Raw genomic sequence first — 14,715 nt, forward strand, 5'->3', positions numbered from 1 at the left:
CAGTTGGTAGAGCATCTCCCTTTTAAGGAGAGGGTCCTGGGTTCGAGCCCCAGCCAGATCACTATTCTTTGTGTCAACCCAGATACAATTTTAGCGATCTTTTGACTAAAGCTTTTAGCTTTTGCTCGATAAAAGATAAAATGTATTCGCCCGGGTGCTGGAACTGGTAGACAGGCATGGTTGAGGGCCATGTGTCCATTAGGGCGTGCGGGTTCGACTCCCGCCTCGGGCACTTACTTCCCTTTAAAATCAACACTTTACAACTTTTTTGTGTAAACATTTGTGTAAACATTGCTTTTTATTTCTTATCTTTGGGTATATAGGAAAAGCTTCTCATTGAAATAATGCAGGAAGATGAAAAAGATGGATTGTATGAAGATTAATTTGCAATTCGCGAATCACGAATTAATAATAAATAACTATGGAGTTAACAAAAGAAGATTTACGTTTCGGTAATTATATCAGGTTCGTTAGCACTCAGCTAAATAAGAATTCAGATGTGAAATATACTAAGTACGACTTAATGCAATGGGATATTGCTAATAAAGTTATCGGAACTAAATTTGAAGCGATACCTTTAAGTCATGAATGGGTTGATAGATTAGGATTTGATATGTTTAATGAAGATGAAGGGAAGCTTAATTTTAATGGTTTTGAGTTGTATTGGGATGGTGAAGGTGTTTTTTTGGAAAGCGTTGGAACTGAAATATATTATGTACATCAGTTGCAGAATTTATATCACTCATTAACTGGTAAAGAGTTAATTCTAATTTGATAAATCTTATGGAGCTAAAAGGACGTTGCAGAGAAGATTTCAAACAATTTTTATTCAAAGAGCTTTGGGTGAAACAAGACTTTGATAAACACGAAGTAACATTTAAAGATATGCCTTTCTCAATGCAATGGGGCATTTATTTAGACTTCTTTGACAGCTTAGATAAAGACATGTATATAGCTTTATATCCAAATTATCATTGTAATAAAGGCTTAATAGGTTTCACATGGGGAATTTCTTGCGGATATTTTCCCGAGGAAGAAAACTATTTTGGAGAAGATGTTAGCAGAGAAGAAGCTCAAAAAGCTTGTTTAGAAAAAGCCAATGAAATCTACAACGAAAAACACTTCGTTTTCCCTCACGATTTAGATAAAATATAGAGTATGGATCAGTTCCCTTTTGAATTTAAAATGTTTGTTATAGGAATGGAGGTTGATGATTTTATTGAAGCTCTAAATAAGGCAGGATTTACACATCAAGCGGAGTTATGCGAGCATCAATTTAAAAAGCAAATGGAGGAACTATAAACTCCCTATCAAATACCCCGTAGCCACTAATCCTGCTCCTATCGCTATATAAGGCTATAATATTATAAATACTTAAAAGAAGCCTACAGCCTAATAGGAAGTAAAAACTTTTGATATACCCAAAGACCTGCAAAGAGAATACAACCGATAATCAAAGCGTATATCCACCAGGGGTACACATAAACCTTAGTTTCTGATACCTTAGAATACGTCTGCTCTAATTCCTTTCTAATCTCAATACTATCCTTAATGGTTTTAGATCGGTAATACTCCTGCCAAACGTTACTAATAGAATCTATGTTTGTTTTGATAAATACCCTTCCGTCTTTTATTCGGTATTCGGTAAAGTTGTTTCCTGATCCTACTTTTCCGGTCTGGTTGGAATCACAGGGGATTTCCGTTTCAAAATATACGGGCTTGGTTTTGGTAATGACCCTATCTTTAAAAATAGTATCGGTAATTTTCTGATATACTTTTACGGTATCTATACGGACGGTTTCCTGCTTTTCTGAAACGCTCTTTTTAGAACGGCAACCAACAAGCAGAACGCCTAAGATAATTCCAATAAGTATGTAATATATTTTTTTCATTGTATTTTATCCTTAAACGTTATATATTAGCCTTGTAGATACTAAATATAAGGCCACCTTAAAAGTCAGTAATTCGTCTTCTGGTGGTCTTTTTATTTCCTCCACCCCAACCCCTAAAAAGGGGGCTCATAATAAGTACGAACATCATAAAAGCCCCTATCGCTAAACAGGCAATGACTATAAATAATATCCAATACCAAGCCATATCTAAACTGTTTTATAGAGTTTAAATGCAATAAAGGCAAATACTCCAAATCCTAATAATGCAGCCAGGTAGTTCCAGAAATTGTACCCTTCAGAAAATACCATGATCCAAAATCCGGTAAAACCTATTAAACTTGCTGCGGCACTTAGTAAAGGCCAAATGTGTTTTTTATTCATCATTGATTGTTTTGAATTGCTATTGCATAATATTCTTCTATTCTCTTATGAAGTTTCGACCATTTAGGCACAACTCCAAACCCTTCAATATGATATTTTGAAAACAAAGAATTATGAGTTGAGATATAAGGTGATCCCGAAAGTATAGAAGGATTAAAAGGATTTAATCTTAATTTACTTTCGTTAAGGTTCATTAAAGCTTCCTCGGTAGATTTATTAATAAAACCCCCATAAGTCATAAAGTTTGCAAATTCCAAGCATAGCCATAAAACTGCAACGGTTACTAAAAAAATGTTTAAAAATATCATATTGACCTGTTTTGGTTACTCATCTTCTTTTTGTTTAGTTCTAAATTCTTTAAACTCTTGACTGTATTCCCCTCCATCATAGAGCATACATAAAGCACATTGGGTCTTGCATTTATCTACGCATAAATCCTCGGCTAGTACGCAATGATGTTTAGGCTTTGCCATCTTTTACAATTATATATTCTACCTCTAAATCGTGTACGTTTGATTGGGTGAAATATTCCATTATAGAGCTAGGTTATTTATATCTGGTATTCCTTTACCGTTATCTTCAACTGAAACAATAGCCTTTCTAGTTGTGAATCCTAAATATTCTGAGAATTGATTCCCGGTGAATATTGAAGGACAATGCATTTTTATATGATCTACTGATTCTTCTTCTACCTCTTTAAAAGAATCCCTTTGCTTTATTGTTAGGCTTTGAATAGTAGCGTGTAAATGCCCTAAACAAATCAGGTTAAACATTCCCTGTTCTCCATAATCCCAACATATTTTTTCTGCAGACTTTTTAGAAATTGCTTTATCTCCATGCATTAATATGTGACAAATACCATCTACAATATGTTTAATTACTAAAGGGTGAAATTCTACATTATAGCCCATTAGCCTTAATCCCCATGCAATTAGTTCTGCAGCCTCCCCATTAGTATCTTCATCTTTACTCGAAGTTACCCTATCATGGTTTCCGGCAACTATCTTAATACAATCCAGGTTATTAATCTGTGAAAGAAAATCTTCATGTAAAACCTGTGAACACATCATTACAGCCTTACTACCTATTGTGAACTTATCTATTCCTTTCCAGCTATTTTTATGATTAAGACCTGTAAAGCTTTCTATAAGATCCCCTAAAAGATGTATATGAACTTTTTTATGATTCTTAGCGTTTATTCTTGCTGCAGCAAACCTTAAATCTTCCCTTAAAATGTCAATAGAAAAATTCTGAGTTCTGAGTAAGTTTTCTACATATGCCCCAAAATGTAAATCAGAAATCTTTATAGTGGTTGTTCCTGTTCCTGCAGTAGTTTTCTTAGTGTACTTAAACTTTCTTAATCCCTTCTCAATAGCATCTTTAAATTCATCACTACTTAAATCTGTATCGAGAACAGTTTCGTAAAAAGCTATATTATAATAAGGTACTGCAGTATGAGTAACTAACTTATAGCTTCTGACTTTAGTAAAATCAAGATCGTAATAACTGCAATATTTTTTAATATCCATCATTTTACCATCTTCACCTACTGCAGTAAATCCTCCTTTTGGAGTGTAGTTGTTTGTATCAGTTAAAGTATTGTTTTCCTCTACTAGATTCTGATACTGCTCTAAAGTTTCACCTTTTAATCTATACCTGTTAGTGGCATTTTTGTCAAGGTTAAGCTTCTTTAGAATTGAAGGGTCATTTATGGTAACCCGTTTCGATTCATCCATAGTTACGGGGGCTTAACTAATTATTATAAAGATACGAATAATAATCTGATTGTCTAACGGTTACGTCTAAAAAAAACTACGAACCGCAGGTATTATCGTTAAAAAGAGGCCAATTAAGAAGGTTAATAAGGAAAAAAGGCTAATACCAATCAGGATCAACCAATGCTTACTGTGGTTTGTCGTTTTCATAAGTAGGTTTTTTATCTTCGGGGGGTGACAAAAATGCTACTATTAATCGCTTTATTTGGTAGGTGGTTAATTGCATTACCAACGGGCTTTAGTTCCTCGTATATCGTAATGCACGAAGTTTTGATACAATCCTAAACCGCCTTGCTTCATTTTACCCTCGCTTATCAGTTGTTCAATGGCTGCGTGAATCATTCTAGGGCTGTATTTAAGCGTTCTTATATCGGCTGCCTTACCTAAGAGATGTTGAGACTTTGGCGCACCGCCTATACGCTTATTATGATAAGGGCTTCGATAACCTGAATTAACCATAACGGGAACGTCTAAATGCGCTCTAAGCACTTCTAAATTCAAAGCCAGTTCTTTAAGATTTACCTTTACATCGCAAGGCGTTTCTGCTCCGTCATGGCTCTCAAATTCCGATAAGTTAAAATGTTCTGATAGTCTCATTTTCCTAAAAATTCTTTTAAATCTCCGTTCTCCTGGAAGTTGTATATCTTCCTCATAATCCATTCAGGGGGATATTCTCCATTACTTAAAACAAATACGTGCTTTAATATCTTAGCACCGGGATATAATAAGGTGGCAATCTGAAGGGCTGCCCTGAATCCTGTAACGATCATTCCCTCCCCTGCAAAGCTTATAATCACTTCCAGAACTATGTAAGTAACCCCTATCACAATTACCATAGTTATTGTCTTTACTAATAGTTTCTCCCATTTAAACTGACCTGTTTTAAAGTGCATCACCGCACCTAAGATCATATTGATAAAAACTATAACTACCATAGCGTAGGCAAATTCCTGATTGTCCATATACCAAGCATTTAAAGTTCCAAGTATAAAAGCAAGAGGGGTAAAGTATTTAAGGGATTGTAAAAAGCTTTCCGCACGGTCTATTGAATCCTGGGTGTGGTCAACTGATAAAATGGTATTGCAAAATAGTTTTACAAAAAAGGTTTTGAGTTTGATTAAAAAGGTATGCATTGGGGTCATTTTACACGCTTAAAGCGTTTGGGTTCATGTTAATTTCCTATGTCTTATTTTAAATAATGGCCTTTTATTGTTCCAACCGAACATCATAGACCGGATACGTTTTATTCCTAAATAGTTTACTTCTCGGCAAGAACTCCATCGGAAGTAATCACTACCTCCCTTACTGTATTCTGCCCATTGCTTACCGGGTTTTCCGAATGTTCTGAACTCCATACCTAGTTGTTCCATAGGTCTGTCTGTATCAAAGTCCACTGTATTTGCTTTGATCTTTACTTTTTCGGCTTCCCCTAACCTGGGTTTTAAGACATTCACCCTGAAATTCCAATGGGAGTTTCTAATGACATTCCATACATAGGCAACAAAAAAGTTCTTTTTGCCGTAGTGCTTCCATCTATCTTCATGGCTATACCCGTACATATTACCGCTATGGAGAAACCACCAAAAGAAACCGCTTTCCGGTTTTATCACATAGGCAATAGGAAATATGATAAATGCCAGGATATATAATATCAGGTCTAGTAAACAGATTCCTATATATTTTAAATATCTCATGTAAACAGGTTTTTAATCCAGTTCCAGATCCTTTTGAACAGGGAAGGTTTAACATCTACTGTAGGCAGCAAGTCGATAAGTCTCATAACAAAACTTCCGAATGCTCCCGAACCATGTGACCACCACTCATGTGTGATTTCATGTGCTATATATCCGGCAAGTTTTTCAATACTATATCTTTCCAAAGCCCATGCAGTAATTGTTACTGTTTTGGTTGCTTTAGTATATTTAGCCGGTAGTTCCCTTATCGCATCATCTATCACGATATTAACAGTAATTCCATTGATAAGATTCACAAACTCTTTATGATGCTCGAAACCTTCAAATACTTTGTAGTAATCACGAGACCCAATAGAATCACAGAGAAACTTTCGGCTTTTCTCTAGCTTTTTTATCTCCTCTTTAGGAACGTTTATGTAGTTGAAATTAATCTGCATACAAGTAATTTATCCTGAGAATATCTATAATACTCAGTTCATTTCTAGGGGTTAATGGTACGCCATTCTGAAGGGTAACGGTATATTCTCCATTCTTAGAAAAGGCTTTAGGGTGTGATCGGGTAATACTGTAAAAATCAAACATACCTGAACTAATATACCCCTCTACGGGTTCAAATACCGGGAAAGCACTTTCATATATATTTTCCCAATGGATTGTGATATAATCATAGGCATCGGGACGTTGATCTTCATTCTCTAATCCTGCGAGTATTGCAGCCATACCTAGAATTACTTTTTTTTCTGCTTCTTTCGGCACTTTGAAATTCTGAATACCGCCTTTCATACCTCTATGAGTAGAGCCATACATGAAAGCAGGAAAGACAGAAACCCCCTGATAACTAAATTCCTGTAAGGCATCTTCATTAGGGTATTCCCGAAACTCTATATTTGTCTGTGCTGAGAATTCTGCAAAAGCTTCCCGGATAGATTCTTGCTGTTCAGCATCAAAATCATAGCTTTTCTCTGCTCTGAAGTAATAAGGGATAATCGTTTGGCCATTTTCTTTTTTATGCCATAATGCAGGCCACTCGGCAGCATCAATAGCATCCTTAATGCCTTGAACTTCTTCCTGTGTTAATCCCTCTACAAGTTCGTATTGTTCGGGTTCCTGCGTTTCCGGGGTTGCTTCCGGTGTTTCCTCAACCGTTTCTTCAGAAGTTGCTTCAGGTTCTGCTTCCGGTTCGGGTTTCACATCCTGTACAACCTGTGCTTCCTGAATTTCTTCTACAAAAGCAAGTTCATCTGTACTACATGAGAATAGTAGTATCGTAAATAATAGAATCAATCGTTTCATTTTATCCTTCTTTTAAAGTACCCTTTCGGGTCGATTATAAATAGTGTCACGCCTAAAATCACAAGTAAGATCAAGGCTTGAATCATGTCTGGGTGTTCTAGTAGTGTTTTCATATCTAAGCTGCTAAGGTTCTTGTATATCCTATTAAATAATCACTATCAGTATTAGCACCGTCCACGGATTTAACCCTGAAATAATATAGAGTGTCGGGATCTTTACCGGCTATGGTTATATTGCTGCCGTTAAAATTCTGGCTCGTTCCTACTATATTTGTGAAGTAGGGGTCTGTTGCTAAGTCAAAATCTACATTCACCCCAGTAGGTCGCTCCCAATAAGGTCGAACACTTGTGGTAGTAACATCAAATCTTAAATTAACAGGAGTTACTAAAGAACTTCCCGGAGTTCTAACAAATAACACATCACTTTTATGCTCATTCCCATTAGCGTAAACCGCACCCACGGTAAGCACATACGGCTGCCCTTCCACTAAATTAGTTATGTTCTTGCTTGTCGTATTAGAAGTGGCTATTAAATTAGCGTTTTTATATATTCTATATTCTGAAACCGGATAAGCAGGGGCAGTCCAGCTTAAATCTAAACTATTTGCAAGTACATTGGAAGTCGCTAAATTAGACGGTGCATATTGTGTAGGGGCTATATTTAAAAGTTCCTTAATCTTCCGAATAACTAAATGCTGCACAACGGTATATCCTGCATCCGTCTTGTGCGTGGAATCCACAAAATAATTATTATCTTTTACTTCATCCCTGCCACCTCCGATATGTGGGGCATCCATTAAATTAATATGAATATCCCAGGGCATTGTATTAATATCCGCTCCCTCAACCAAGTTCACAAAGTCCGTTAATCTATCGTGATACCCTCCGGGGTCATTCGGGGTAATTACTCCTGAAATTCCCCTAAATACCCCATCAGCATCTTTTTTAAGATATGGTGGAGTAATCAGAATAATCAAATCATACCCTGCATCCCTTCTACCTTGTGCATAGTTTTGGGTTCTGGTAAAATGATCTGCCCCCGTACCGCTTGAATACATTTGGTTTACCGTTTCCCAGAATACTAGAATGTTCAACTTACTTACATCTACAAGCGGGTCAATTTGTGTAGCTGCATCGGCTATCATTTGGTCTAGGGTCTGACCGCCCACTCCAAAAGATGCAAATGATAAAGAATTAAAAGATTTAGCAAAATGATCTTTAACCTTTCGTGGATAGTATTGAACTATATTCGTTCCCGTTCCCTCGGTTAGACTGTTTCCGTCAATGGTCAATACCGCATCTCCCACTTGATTAGGTGCAGGAATAGGTTCAGAGTTATATGCAGAACTTGAAGCGGCTAATTTGGCGAAATAAAATAAACTCATTATATATTCCTGCTTAGGTTAGTTTCTAAAGTGTTGATTGCATTTACTAAGGTGGTCACTTCTGAATCTGAAAGATTCTTATGGTAAACAGTAGTTCCGATTGTACCGTTTAAGAAGTTAATTGTACTTGTTCCTAATCTATTTTGAGCACCTTCATAAGCATTATAATTCGGAAATGCTCCGGCTGCATCTAAACCTCCTGTTGTGTTTAGCGTTCCGTCTTTATAATATTTTGAAGTATCATTTATCCTCTGCATGGTATGAATACCCTTTGAGGTAATTGCACTATTACTAATAATTTCTTTTGTAAACCTAGCGGTCACTTTATCAATACTTCCGAACCACTTTACAAACAGTTGCACCATATAGTTTCCTGCATTGTTTTCATCCACACCTATAAGAGCCGAAAAATCTGTATCTGAGGTAGCTGAAACAGCATTAGCTACTGCTGTAACTCCTACATCGTTTTTTCCACTTACTGCATTAGCAAAAAAGTTAAATCCAGAATTAAAATAAGTATTTGTTCCATTTCCTACTGCCCCTTTATTATTATGTGTCCAAGTACCTCCAAAAATTCCTGAAGAAGCAGGGGTAATTAAATCAATAGCTTGTTGGGTAGCATTACTTCCTATTTTTAGATAAATTTTAAAGGATTTAGTTAACAGTCCTGCCGTTTTCAGGGTAGAAACAAAGGTGTCCACTTCCTGCCATACTTGAGTATTTGTCTTACTTGGATAAATAGAAGCGTTTGCATCATCTGGAATACCTACTGCGTTCATGAACGCTGTTGTCTTAGCTTCGTAAGCTGAAGCGGCAGTAGTTGTCACATCAACTTTAGTTGGGGAAGCCTGAAGGTTTGGCGTTCCCTCATCATCTTCTGCCACTATATATACATCATAAGGAGTAGAACCTGAAACCCCTGAGTTTACTGTAACTGTATAGGTCGTGCTTGCGGCTGCTACTGCTACATTTCCTGCAAATAATTGCCCTGTTCCTCCTGAGCCTGTTCCGGCTTTCACTTCAGCACTTGTTGGGGCTGCTGCTCCGTCTGCAACTACTACCACATAAGCTGTTCCTGGTTCGTCTAATTGTACCTGAACATCAAAAGAGGTTTCTGCTACATTAGCCGTTTGAGGATAAGTAGCGATAAAAGTTGGTGCTGTGGTGTCTGCGGCGGCTGCTTCATTTACGGTAATTGTAAATTGCTCATCAAACGTAAGTCCTCCACTATCAGTTGTTCTTATGGTAACAGTCAGTGTGGTATTATTAGCGTACACAATTTGGTTTGTGTCGGCTACTTGTAATTGATCTCCAACTACTTTAAATGCTCCTGCTACCTGTTGGGTAACTATTGAGTAAGTCATAGCCCCACCTTCTGTATCGGTAGTGGTGAATGTTCCTATTACCGTATCATTGGCCGCATCTTCATCTACTGAATTAGCGGATAAGGTTATATCTGTTGGGGCGGTGTTTCCGGCTGTAACTTCATTCACAGTAATACTAACTGTTACCGTGTTACCATCTACTGTACCGTCATTAGATTTATAAGTAAAGCTATCTGAACCGAAATAATCAGTATTAGGCGTGTAAGTAAATGAACCATCAGCATTTAAAGTTAATACTCCATTAGTTACATCACTCACTAAAATAGCGGTTAATGAATCGGCATCTGCATCGGTATCATTCGCTAATACTCCGGGGGCTGCAACATTTAAGACTTGGTTTTCATCTACTGAATAACTATCTGCACTTGTTACAGGGGCGGTATTACTTGGTGCTGGCTGATTAGCATATACAGGCTGAAAATTACTATCGAGTACCGTTAGAATAATTCGTATATGAGTATCACTTAAATATTGGTAGTCTATTTCATTCCATTGGTTTACATCGGTGCTAATAGTAGCTCCGGCAGGTAATACCGTTCCTAAATTAGTTAAGGCATTGGTAGCAATAGAACCGCCTTTAACTCTTACGTTTCCGGTAGCCCCTCTTTTTTTAGCCGTGCTTAATGTTAATGAAGTAATCTCTGCCCCTGTGTAATCATTATAGGGTTGAAAATCACCTGAAACGTCTAATTCTCCTGTGAAGTTGGCAAAATCAGCCACCTGGTAGTCCTGACCATCTGAACCGTAAATCTCCTTTACGACTACTTGTACGATTTCCCCGCTTTCGTTTACTATTACACTCATATTGATACAGATTCAGCTATTGTAAATTTTCCTTTTAGGTATTTCTTAGGCTCACCATTCAAACTCACGAACAAGTCATATACATATTGGTAAACCGGGTAATCAGCAACAAAACCCGGTATCGTAATCTCACCATTAACCCCGTCAGAAACAACGGGTGCAAAGTCTATCACTACACTACCATTAGCATCTTTCTTCCCGTGCATGGTAAGCGTTGCCCCAGTAATATCAATAGGGTTGCTTGCCCCGTCAAGTATTTGAAAGGTCATAGGCTTGAAATACGTACCCCGACCTATTGGGTTGAAATCATATATATCTACTTGTTCCATGTTCTTATATTTAGTAGTAGTGTTTTCATATCAAAAATTTGTTATCTGTCAATATATATGGGAATTTACCAGGCGAATCTGAACCCCCTATAATATATTCACCTGTTATGTCGTTCAAGTTCCAGGGCAATATTGCCCTATCTACCGCATCTGTTTCTCCTGTTTCATTTATTTGATAGAAAAACTTAACGTTCTCAAAATTCAGGTCACACGCATAAATAAGTCTGTTTCCTAATACTGTAATCTGTTCTTCGGGCTGCGCTAAAACCACAATATTACTCCCATTATAAAACAGTTGTAAATGGGTAATATTAGCTACTCTTGGGTTATTGCTCATTTCAAAACTTACAGGATATTCCGTTTGAATTCCCGAATCTATTTTTAGAAATTTCCAAACACTATTTGTTGCATCGAAATAACTGTTGTAGATTACATCATCTTTTACAAATCCATTAAAGAAACCTGCGTATTCCGTTGTATTTGAAATACTTCCTGCTATCATGCAATTCGCTTCCAGCTCCGCTTCAGTCAATACGCCATTAACATCTATATTTTTAGAAAAACTTTCTGAAAGATTATAAAAAGTTGTAAAGTCCTGAGTTTTGTAAACTGCCTGAGCAAAAAATGTTGTAGGGTTGCTGGAATCATACCGAAGATTAACGGCAAAATAAAACCATGAGTTAGTACCGTAGTAAAACGGTGTTGACGGATAATGCCTTGTCTGTGTTACTCCATAATCTGCATCGGTAGTTATTTTAGTAGTCCATGTAGTGAAATCATTAACATCACTATAAGTAATTACTTGTGACATATTCGTTGCGCCACTAAAGGTCTGCCTACTTGCAATAACTATTCTACTATTTATATATCTTGTGCTTACATATCCAAAAGACCCCCCTGTTATAGTATGAAATAAAGTAAACCCATCTTCTATACTTTCAGCTACATTGCTTTTCCAGATATTAATTGGAGCACCATGACCATTTACCTGGAATACATAAATAAAACCATCAATAACCAATACGGCAGGCCATTGGTGTTCTAATCCTGAAGGATCGGGAGCCGTGGTCGTTCCAACCTTTGCAAATTTTATAGCTCCGTTTTTATACTGTACAATTAGCGGACTGTTATTCGTTGAACTATCCTCATACCCTGTTACATAAGTAGCCCCGTTATACCATGCCGATGTTGGCGTACAAAGGGCATAATTACCAGATAAATACATATCTGTTGCATTTTCAAAAATCTGCTTCTCGAAAATATCACTGGTCAGGCTATGGAAATAATCTACTAGCATTATGGGTTAAGTGTTGAGTAATCGTAATCGGTTAAATGCAAATTATCAAGGTTTGCAACAGTTCCAGAAATAGTATCATTAGCCCTGAAAATATTGATATAATAGGTATTTGTATTGCAGGATTCAGTTGCTAATAAACTCCATGCTGAATTTTCCCATATATAAAGCTGTGCCGTTGTTCCGTTTACTACAATTTTAAAGCTGTTATTTATGGATTTTGTAAATGACACATTAGATGTCAAAGTTCCACTCTTTTTAATAGCGAACCTTACAAGGCTCGGATCTGGATCAGATTGCAGTCTAATTAAATCATTCGTATTTGCTATTTTAAATTGAATACCATAGAAAGTATCGTTTACAGGATTTTTAGAAACATCGAATTTCAATACTCTTAATCCTGATGCTGTATTAACTGTTAATACAGAATCAAGCCCGGCCTCCGTTACTCCTGTTGTTTTAGTATTTAAATCTGTGAATATTAATTCATCATTCTGTGTTACACTTATATCAGTACCACTTCCATAAACTGTCCATTTACCAGTATCAATAGTAGTTCCTGTGAACGTATCAGAAAGCAATGGAATACTGGTGGTGACGCTTGTTGTGGCTAAATCACTATCTGCATTTAATGAGCCTTGAGCAAGTAACCAATAATAATAAAGAGTATCAGCGGTTAATCCTGTATCAGAATAACTATTAGTACCTCCTGAGTAAATTTCTGAAGCCGTTGTAAAATCATTTGAAGTCGACCTGTAAAGAATATAATTATTAGCACCTGTAACGGCATCCCATGAAAGACTTACTTCGGTTTCAGAAACAACAGAACCTGTAAAATTCTCCGGGGTTGCAATTTGAGGTCTATTATCAACGGTTTTATTTAAACTGTAACCATCCCCTCGCCAGTAGAACCACCAAGCGCACAATTTAGCAGCCTGAAATCTCCCTGACTGAAATATATTATTTGCCCCTGAAATTGTTGGTTCTGCACTAGCGTTTACATACACTACAACCGTAGTTCCTAAAACCGCCCCTGTAGGGTCTATTGTAATATTTCCACTTATAGGGGCTGATTTATTATATATGTGATCTTGTGTGAAATTAATTGTAGTTCCGGTTTCTTCTGTGGTTGATGAACCGCCTGCTTCTGAAACCGTCAAATCTACATTCCCTGAAGGGTCAGGTGTTACAGGTGTGCCGCCGTTTACTGATACGCTTTTTACTACTTCTGAATCTAAGGTGTTAAATTCTGTTCGGGTCACATAATCCCCGGTGGGTGCGCTTGTTCCTTCCCCCCCCAAGAATCTGACTTTATCTAAATAAAATTTAAAACCAGCTACGTCATTCACAATCTGAACCGCATAAATACTTACTAACTGATTAGTAGATATGCTTTGTGTGATTGTCTGGTAACTTGTAATATTAGCAGGATCAAATCCTGTTGGGGTAGGCAGTATATAACTCTCTGTTCTCCCGTTAGATTTCTTTCCAAGTAATGTGACATGGAAATTACCCCCGGCAGTTATATTTTGTATATCTAACTGAATTTCTTTTGCATCGGCAATAGGTAAATCTGTTCCTAAACTAAGCACAATAGCTTGGCTTACTGAAAGCTCTCCTACTACTTTAATAGCTTTAGTTCCTGAAGATGGGTTTTCTGTATTATCAAAATCAAAATCTACACCTCCTGAAGTATCTGTTTCCCCTCCGGCTGTTCCTAAGTTTTCATCATAAAGGGTTTTGATATTGATATTTGCCGGGGTGGTTGCTCCGGCTGGTATGTCTACTGTCGCCCCTTTAAGGTAAATAGAGAAATCAACATCAGGTTCTGCCGGGTTGGGTGACGGTATACCTGTTAATACCTCTATTTGTTCCGTTTGTATATTAACTACAAAGGTGTCTTTTCTAGGATTTGTTGGGTCAGCAGCAGCTAACGTGATTTGTCTGGAATCACTATAAGAAACCCCGTCAACCGTAAAGTTAAACGTAGGATTAAAGGTTAATCCTGAATCATAACCTAATACCCAGGAATCAATACGAGTTGGGGAAGCCTGACCACCTAAAAGACTTTCAGCGTAGGCATTTGCTCCTTCAATGGCAGTGTTTAGTTCTGTTTGAGTAACTCCGGTTACATCTGCTAAAACCACAAACTCCCATCCTGATTCATCTTCTTTAATCTTGGCAATTTTCCCTTTTTGCCCTAACAGGGAATCTGGAAAATCCGTTAAATCAGTTGTTTTGCTTGGCGGCTCACCTGTGAAGGTAATAGCACTTTTAGAGATCAACTTAAACTTAGATACGTCCGGATCCCAGACTAAAAAAGACTTGTTACTTGCTAAGGTATTAAGAATAGGAAGCTCCCCCCCGTCTTTAGAGTTTTCGATGATCTGGAGCAGTAGTTCTAGTGCTTCGTTCATTTATATCAAATTTACTATTTTTATTTAGACTAAATTAAAATAAGGACAAAAAGTTTTACTTATTTAA

At 37.1% G+C, this 14,715-nt stretch carries 17 protein-coding genes and 1 tRNA gene; 4 read left to right on the forward strand and 14 right to left on the reverse strand.

Annotation, left to right across the window (positions count from 1 at the left end):
- Window positions 1-148: 148 nt before the first annotated feature.
- From LU635_RS04915 to LU635_RS04930, 4 genes are all read left to right on the forward strand, one after another.
- Window positions 149-232: transfer RNA gene (locus LU635_RS04915), tRNA-Leu, on the forward strand.
- A 189-nt stretch (window positions 233-421) separates the two neighbouring features.
- Window positions 422-775: a hypothetical protein gene (locus LU635_RS04920; RefSeq protein ID WP_240096813.1), complete on the forward strand. Its 354-nt coding sequence runs from the start codon at window positions 422-424 to the stop codon at window positions 773-775.
- A gap of 8 nt (window positions 776-783) precedes the next feature.
- On the forward strand, window positions 784-1,155 hold the full coding sequence (locus LU635_RS04925; protein ID WP_240096815.1) for a hypothetical protein: 372 nt from the start codon (window positions 784-786) through the stop codon (window positions 1,153-1,155).
- Window positions 1,156-1,158: 3 nt separating this feature from the next.
- Window positions 1,159-1,302, forward strand: a complete 144-nt coding sequence (locus LU635_RS04930; protein ID WP_240096817.1) for a hypothetical protein — start codon at window positions 1,159-1,161, stop codon at window positions 1,300-1,302.
- A gap of 83 nt (window positions 1,303-1,385) precedes the next feature.
- Here LU635_RS04930 and LU635_RS04935 read toward each other — a convergent pair whose 3' ends face one another.
- The 14 genes from LU635_RS04935 to LU635_RS05000 form a co-directional block, all read right to left on the reverse strand.
- Complete coding sequence (locus LU635_RS04935) at window positions 1,386-1,892, reverse strand: hypothetical protein (RefSeq protein WP_240096819.1); 507 nt, start codon at window positions 1,890-1,892, stop codon at window positions 1,386-1,388.
- A gap of 207 nt (window positions 1,893-2,099) precedes the next feature.
- Window positions 2,100-2,276, reverse strand: a complete 177-nt coding sequence (locus LU635_RS04940; RefSeq protein WP_240096821.1) for a hypothetical protein — start codon at window positions 2,274-2,276, stop codon at window positions 2,100-2,102.
- Window positions 2,273-2,581 (reverse strand): hypothetical protein, encoded by a 309-nt coding sequence (locus LU635_RS04945; RefSeq protein ID WP_240096823.1) that lies wholly within the window; start codon window positions 2,579-2,581, stop codon window positions 2,273-2,275. The genes LU635_RS04940 and LU635_RS04945 overlap by 4 nt, the downstream gene beginning before the upstream one ends.
- A 225-nt stretch (window positions 2,582-2,806) precedes the next feature.
- Window positions 2,807-4,009, reverse strand: coding sequence for a hypothetical protein (locus tag LU635_RS04950; protein WP_240096825.1), 1,203 nt, complete (start codon window positions 4,007-4,009; stop codon window positions 2,807-2,809).
- Between the two features lie 264 nt (window positions 4,010-4,273).
- Complete coding sequence (locus LU635_RS04955) at window positions 4,274-4,645, reverse strand: YcbK family protein (protein WP_240096827.1); 372 nt, start codon at window positions 4,643-4,645, stop codon at window positions 4,274-4,276.
- On the reverse strand, window positions 4,642-5,181 hold the full coding sequence (locus LU635_RS04960) for a hypothetical protein (RefSeq protein WP_240096829.1): 540 nt from the start codon (window positions 5,179-5,181) through the stop codon (window positions 4,642-4,644). The genes LU635_RS04955 and LU635_RS04960 overlap by 4 nt, the downstream gene beginning before the upstream one ends.
- A 33-nt stretch (window positions 5,182-5,214) precedes the next feature.
- Window positions 5,215-5,742, reverse strand: a complete 528-nt coding sequence (locus tag LU635_RS04965) for a hypothetical protein (protein WP_240096831.1) — start codon at window positions 5,740-5,742, stop codon at window positions 5,215-5,217.
- On the reverse strand, window positions 5,739-6,179 hold the full coding sequence (locus tag LU635_RS04970) for a hypothetical protein (RefSeq protein ID WP_240096833.1): 441 nt from the start codon (window positions 6,177-6,179) through the stop codon (window positions 5,739-5,741). Before LU635_RS04970 ends, LU635_RS04965 begins: the two co-directional genes overlap by 4 nt.
- Complete coding sequence (locus LU635_RS04975) at window positions 6,169-7,035, reverse strand: M12 family metallopeptidase (protein ID WP_240096836.1); 867 nt, start codon at window positions 7,033-7,035, stop codon at window positions 6,169-6,171. The genes LU635_RS04970 and LU635_RS04975 overlap by 11 nt, the downstream gene beginning before the upstream one ends.
- A gap of 115 nt (window positions 7,036-7,150) precedes the next feature.
- Window positions 7,151-8,419, reverse strand: coding sequence for a fibronectin type III domain-containing protein (locus LU635_RS04980; RefSeq protein WP_240096838.1), 1,269 nt, complete (start codon window positions 8,417-8,419; stop codon window positions 7,151-7,153).
- A complete protein-coding gene (locus LU635_RS04985; RefSeq protein WP_240096840.1) occupies window positions 8,419-10,608 on the reverse strand; it encodes a cadherin-like domain-containing protein in 2,190 nt (729 codons plus the stop codon). The genes LU635_RS04980 and LU635_RS04985 overlap by 1 nt, the downstream gene beginning before the upstream one ends.
- The gene (locus tag LU635_RS04990; RefSeq protein ID WP_240096842.1) at window positions 10,605-10,937 is read right to left on the reverse strand and encodes a hypothetical protein; all 333 of its coding nucleotides are present in this window, start codon (window positions 10,935-10,937) and stop codon (window positions 10,605-10,607) included. The genes LU635_RS04985 and LU635_RS04990 overlap by 4 nt, the downstream gene beginning before the upstream one ends.
- A gap of 25 nt (window positions 10,938-10,962) precedes the next feature.
- Window positions 10,963-12,234, reverse strand: a complete 1,272-nt coding sequence (locus LU635_RS04995; protein ID WP_240096844.1) for a hypothetical protein — start codon at window positions 12,232-12,234, stop codon at window positions 10,963-10,965.
- On the reverse strand, window positions 12,234-14,648 hold the full coding sequence (locus LU635_RS05000) for a fibronectin type III domain-containing protein (RefSeq protein WP_240096846.1): 2,415 nt from the start codon (window positions 14,646-14,648) through the stop codon (window positions 12,234-12,236). Before LU635_RS05000 ends, LU635_RS04995 begins: the two co-directional genes overlap by 1 nt.
- Window positions 14,649-14,715: the final 67 nt, after the last annotated feature.

The sequence above is a fragment of the Christiangramia crocea genome (genome assembly GCF_022410465.1).
Lineage (GTDB): Bacteria > Bacteroidota > Bacteroidia > Flavobacteriales > Flavobacteriaceae > Christiangramia > Christiangramia crocea.

Excerpts from the sequence above, each read along its gene's own strand:
- LU635_RS04970 (WP_240096833.1), bottom strand. The coding sequence starts at position 6,179 with ATGCAGATTAATTTCAACTACATAAACGTTCCTAAAGAGGAGATAAAA.
- LU635_RS04920 (WP_240096813.1), top strand. The coding sequence starts at position 422 with ATGGAGTTAACAAAAGAAGATTTACGTTTCGGTAATTATATCAGGTTC.
- LU635_RS05000 (WP_240096846.1), bottom strand. The coding sequence starts at position 14,648 with ATGAACGAAGCACTAGAACTACTGCTCCAGATCATCGAAAACTCTAAA.
- LU635_RS04955 (WP_240096827.1), bottom strand. The coding sequence starts at position 4,645 with ATGAGACTATCAGAACATTTTAACTTATCGGAATTTGAGAGCCATGAC.
- LU635_RS04980 (WP_240096838.1), bottom strand. The coding sequence starts at position 8,419 with ATGAGTTTATTTTATTTCGCCAAATTAGCCGCTTCAAGTTCTGCATAT.
- LU635_RS04960 (WP_240096829.1), bottom strand. The coding sequence starts at position 5,181 with ATGCATACCTTTTTAATCAAACTCAAAACCTTTTTTGTAAAACTATTT.
- LU635_RS04940 (WP_240096821.1), bottom strand. The coding sequence starts at position 2,276 with ATGATGAATAAAAAACACATTTGGCCTTTACTAAGTGCCGCAGCAAGT.
- LU635_RS04945 (WP_240096823.1), bottom strand. The coding sequence starts at position 2,581 with ATGATATTTTTAAACATTTTTTTAGTAACCGTTGCAGTTTTATGGCTA.
- LU635_RS04975 (WP_240096836.1), bottom strand. The coding sequence starts at position 7,035 with ATGAAACGATTGATTCTATTATTTACGATACTACTATTCTCATGTAGT.
- LU635_RS04925 (WP_240096815.1), top strand. The coding sequence starts at position 784 with ATGGAGCTAAAAGGACGTTGCAGAGAAGATTTCAAACAATTTTTATTC.
- LU635_RS04965 (WP_240096831.1), bottom strand. The coding sequence starts at position 5,742 with ATGAGATATTTAAAATATATAGGAATCTGTTTACTAGACCTGATATTA.
- LU635_RS04950 (WP_240096825.1), bottom strand. The coding sequence starts at position 4,009 with ATGGATGAATCGAAACGGGTTACCATAAATGACCCTTCAATTCTAAAG.
- LU635_RS04990 (WP_240096842.1), bottom strand. The coding sequence starts at position 10,937 with ATGGAACAAGTAGATATATATGATTTCAACCCAATAGGTCGGGGTACG.
- LU635_RS04985 (WP_240096840.1), bottom strand. The coding sequence starts at position 10,608 with ATGAGTGTAATAGTAAACGAAAGCGGGGAAATCGTACAAGTAGTCGTA.
- LU635_RS04930 (WP_240096817.1), top strand. The coding sequence starts at position 1,159 with ATGGATCAGTTCCCTTTTGAATTTAAAATGTTTGTTATAGGAATGGAG.
- LU635_RS04995 (WP_240096844.1), bottom strand. The coding sequence starts at position 12,234 with ATGCTAGTAGATTATTTCCATAGCCTGACCAGTGATATTTTCGAGAAG.
- LU635_RS04935 (WP_240096819.1), bottom strand. The coding sequence starts at position 1,892 with ATGAAAAAAATATATTACATACTTATTGGAATTATCTTAGGCGTTCTG.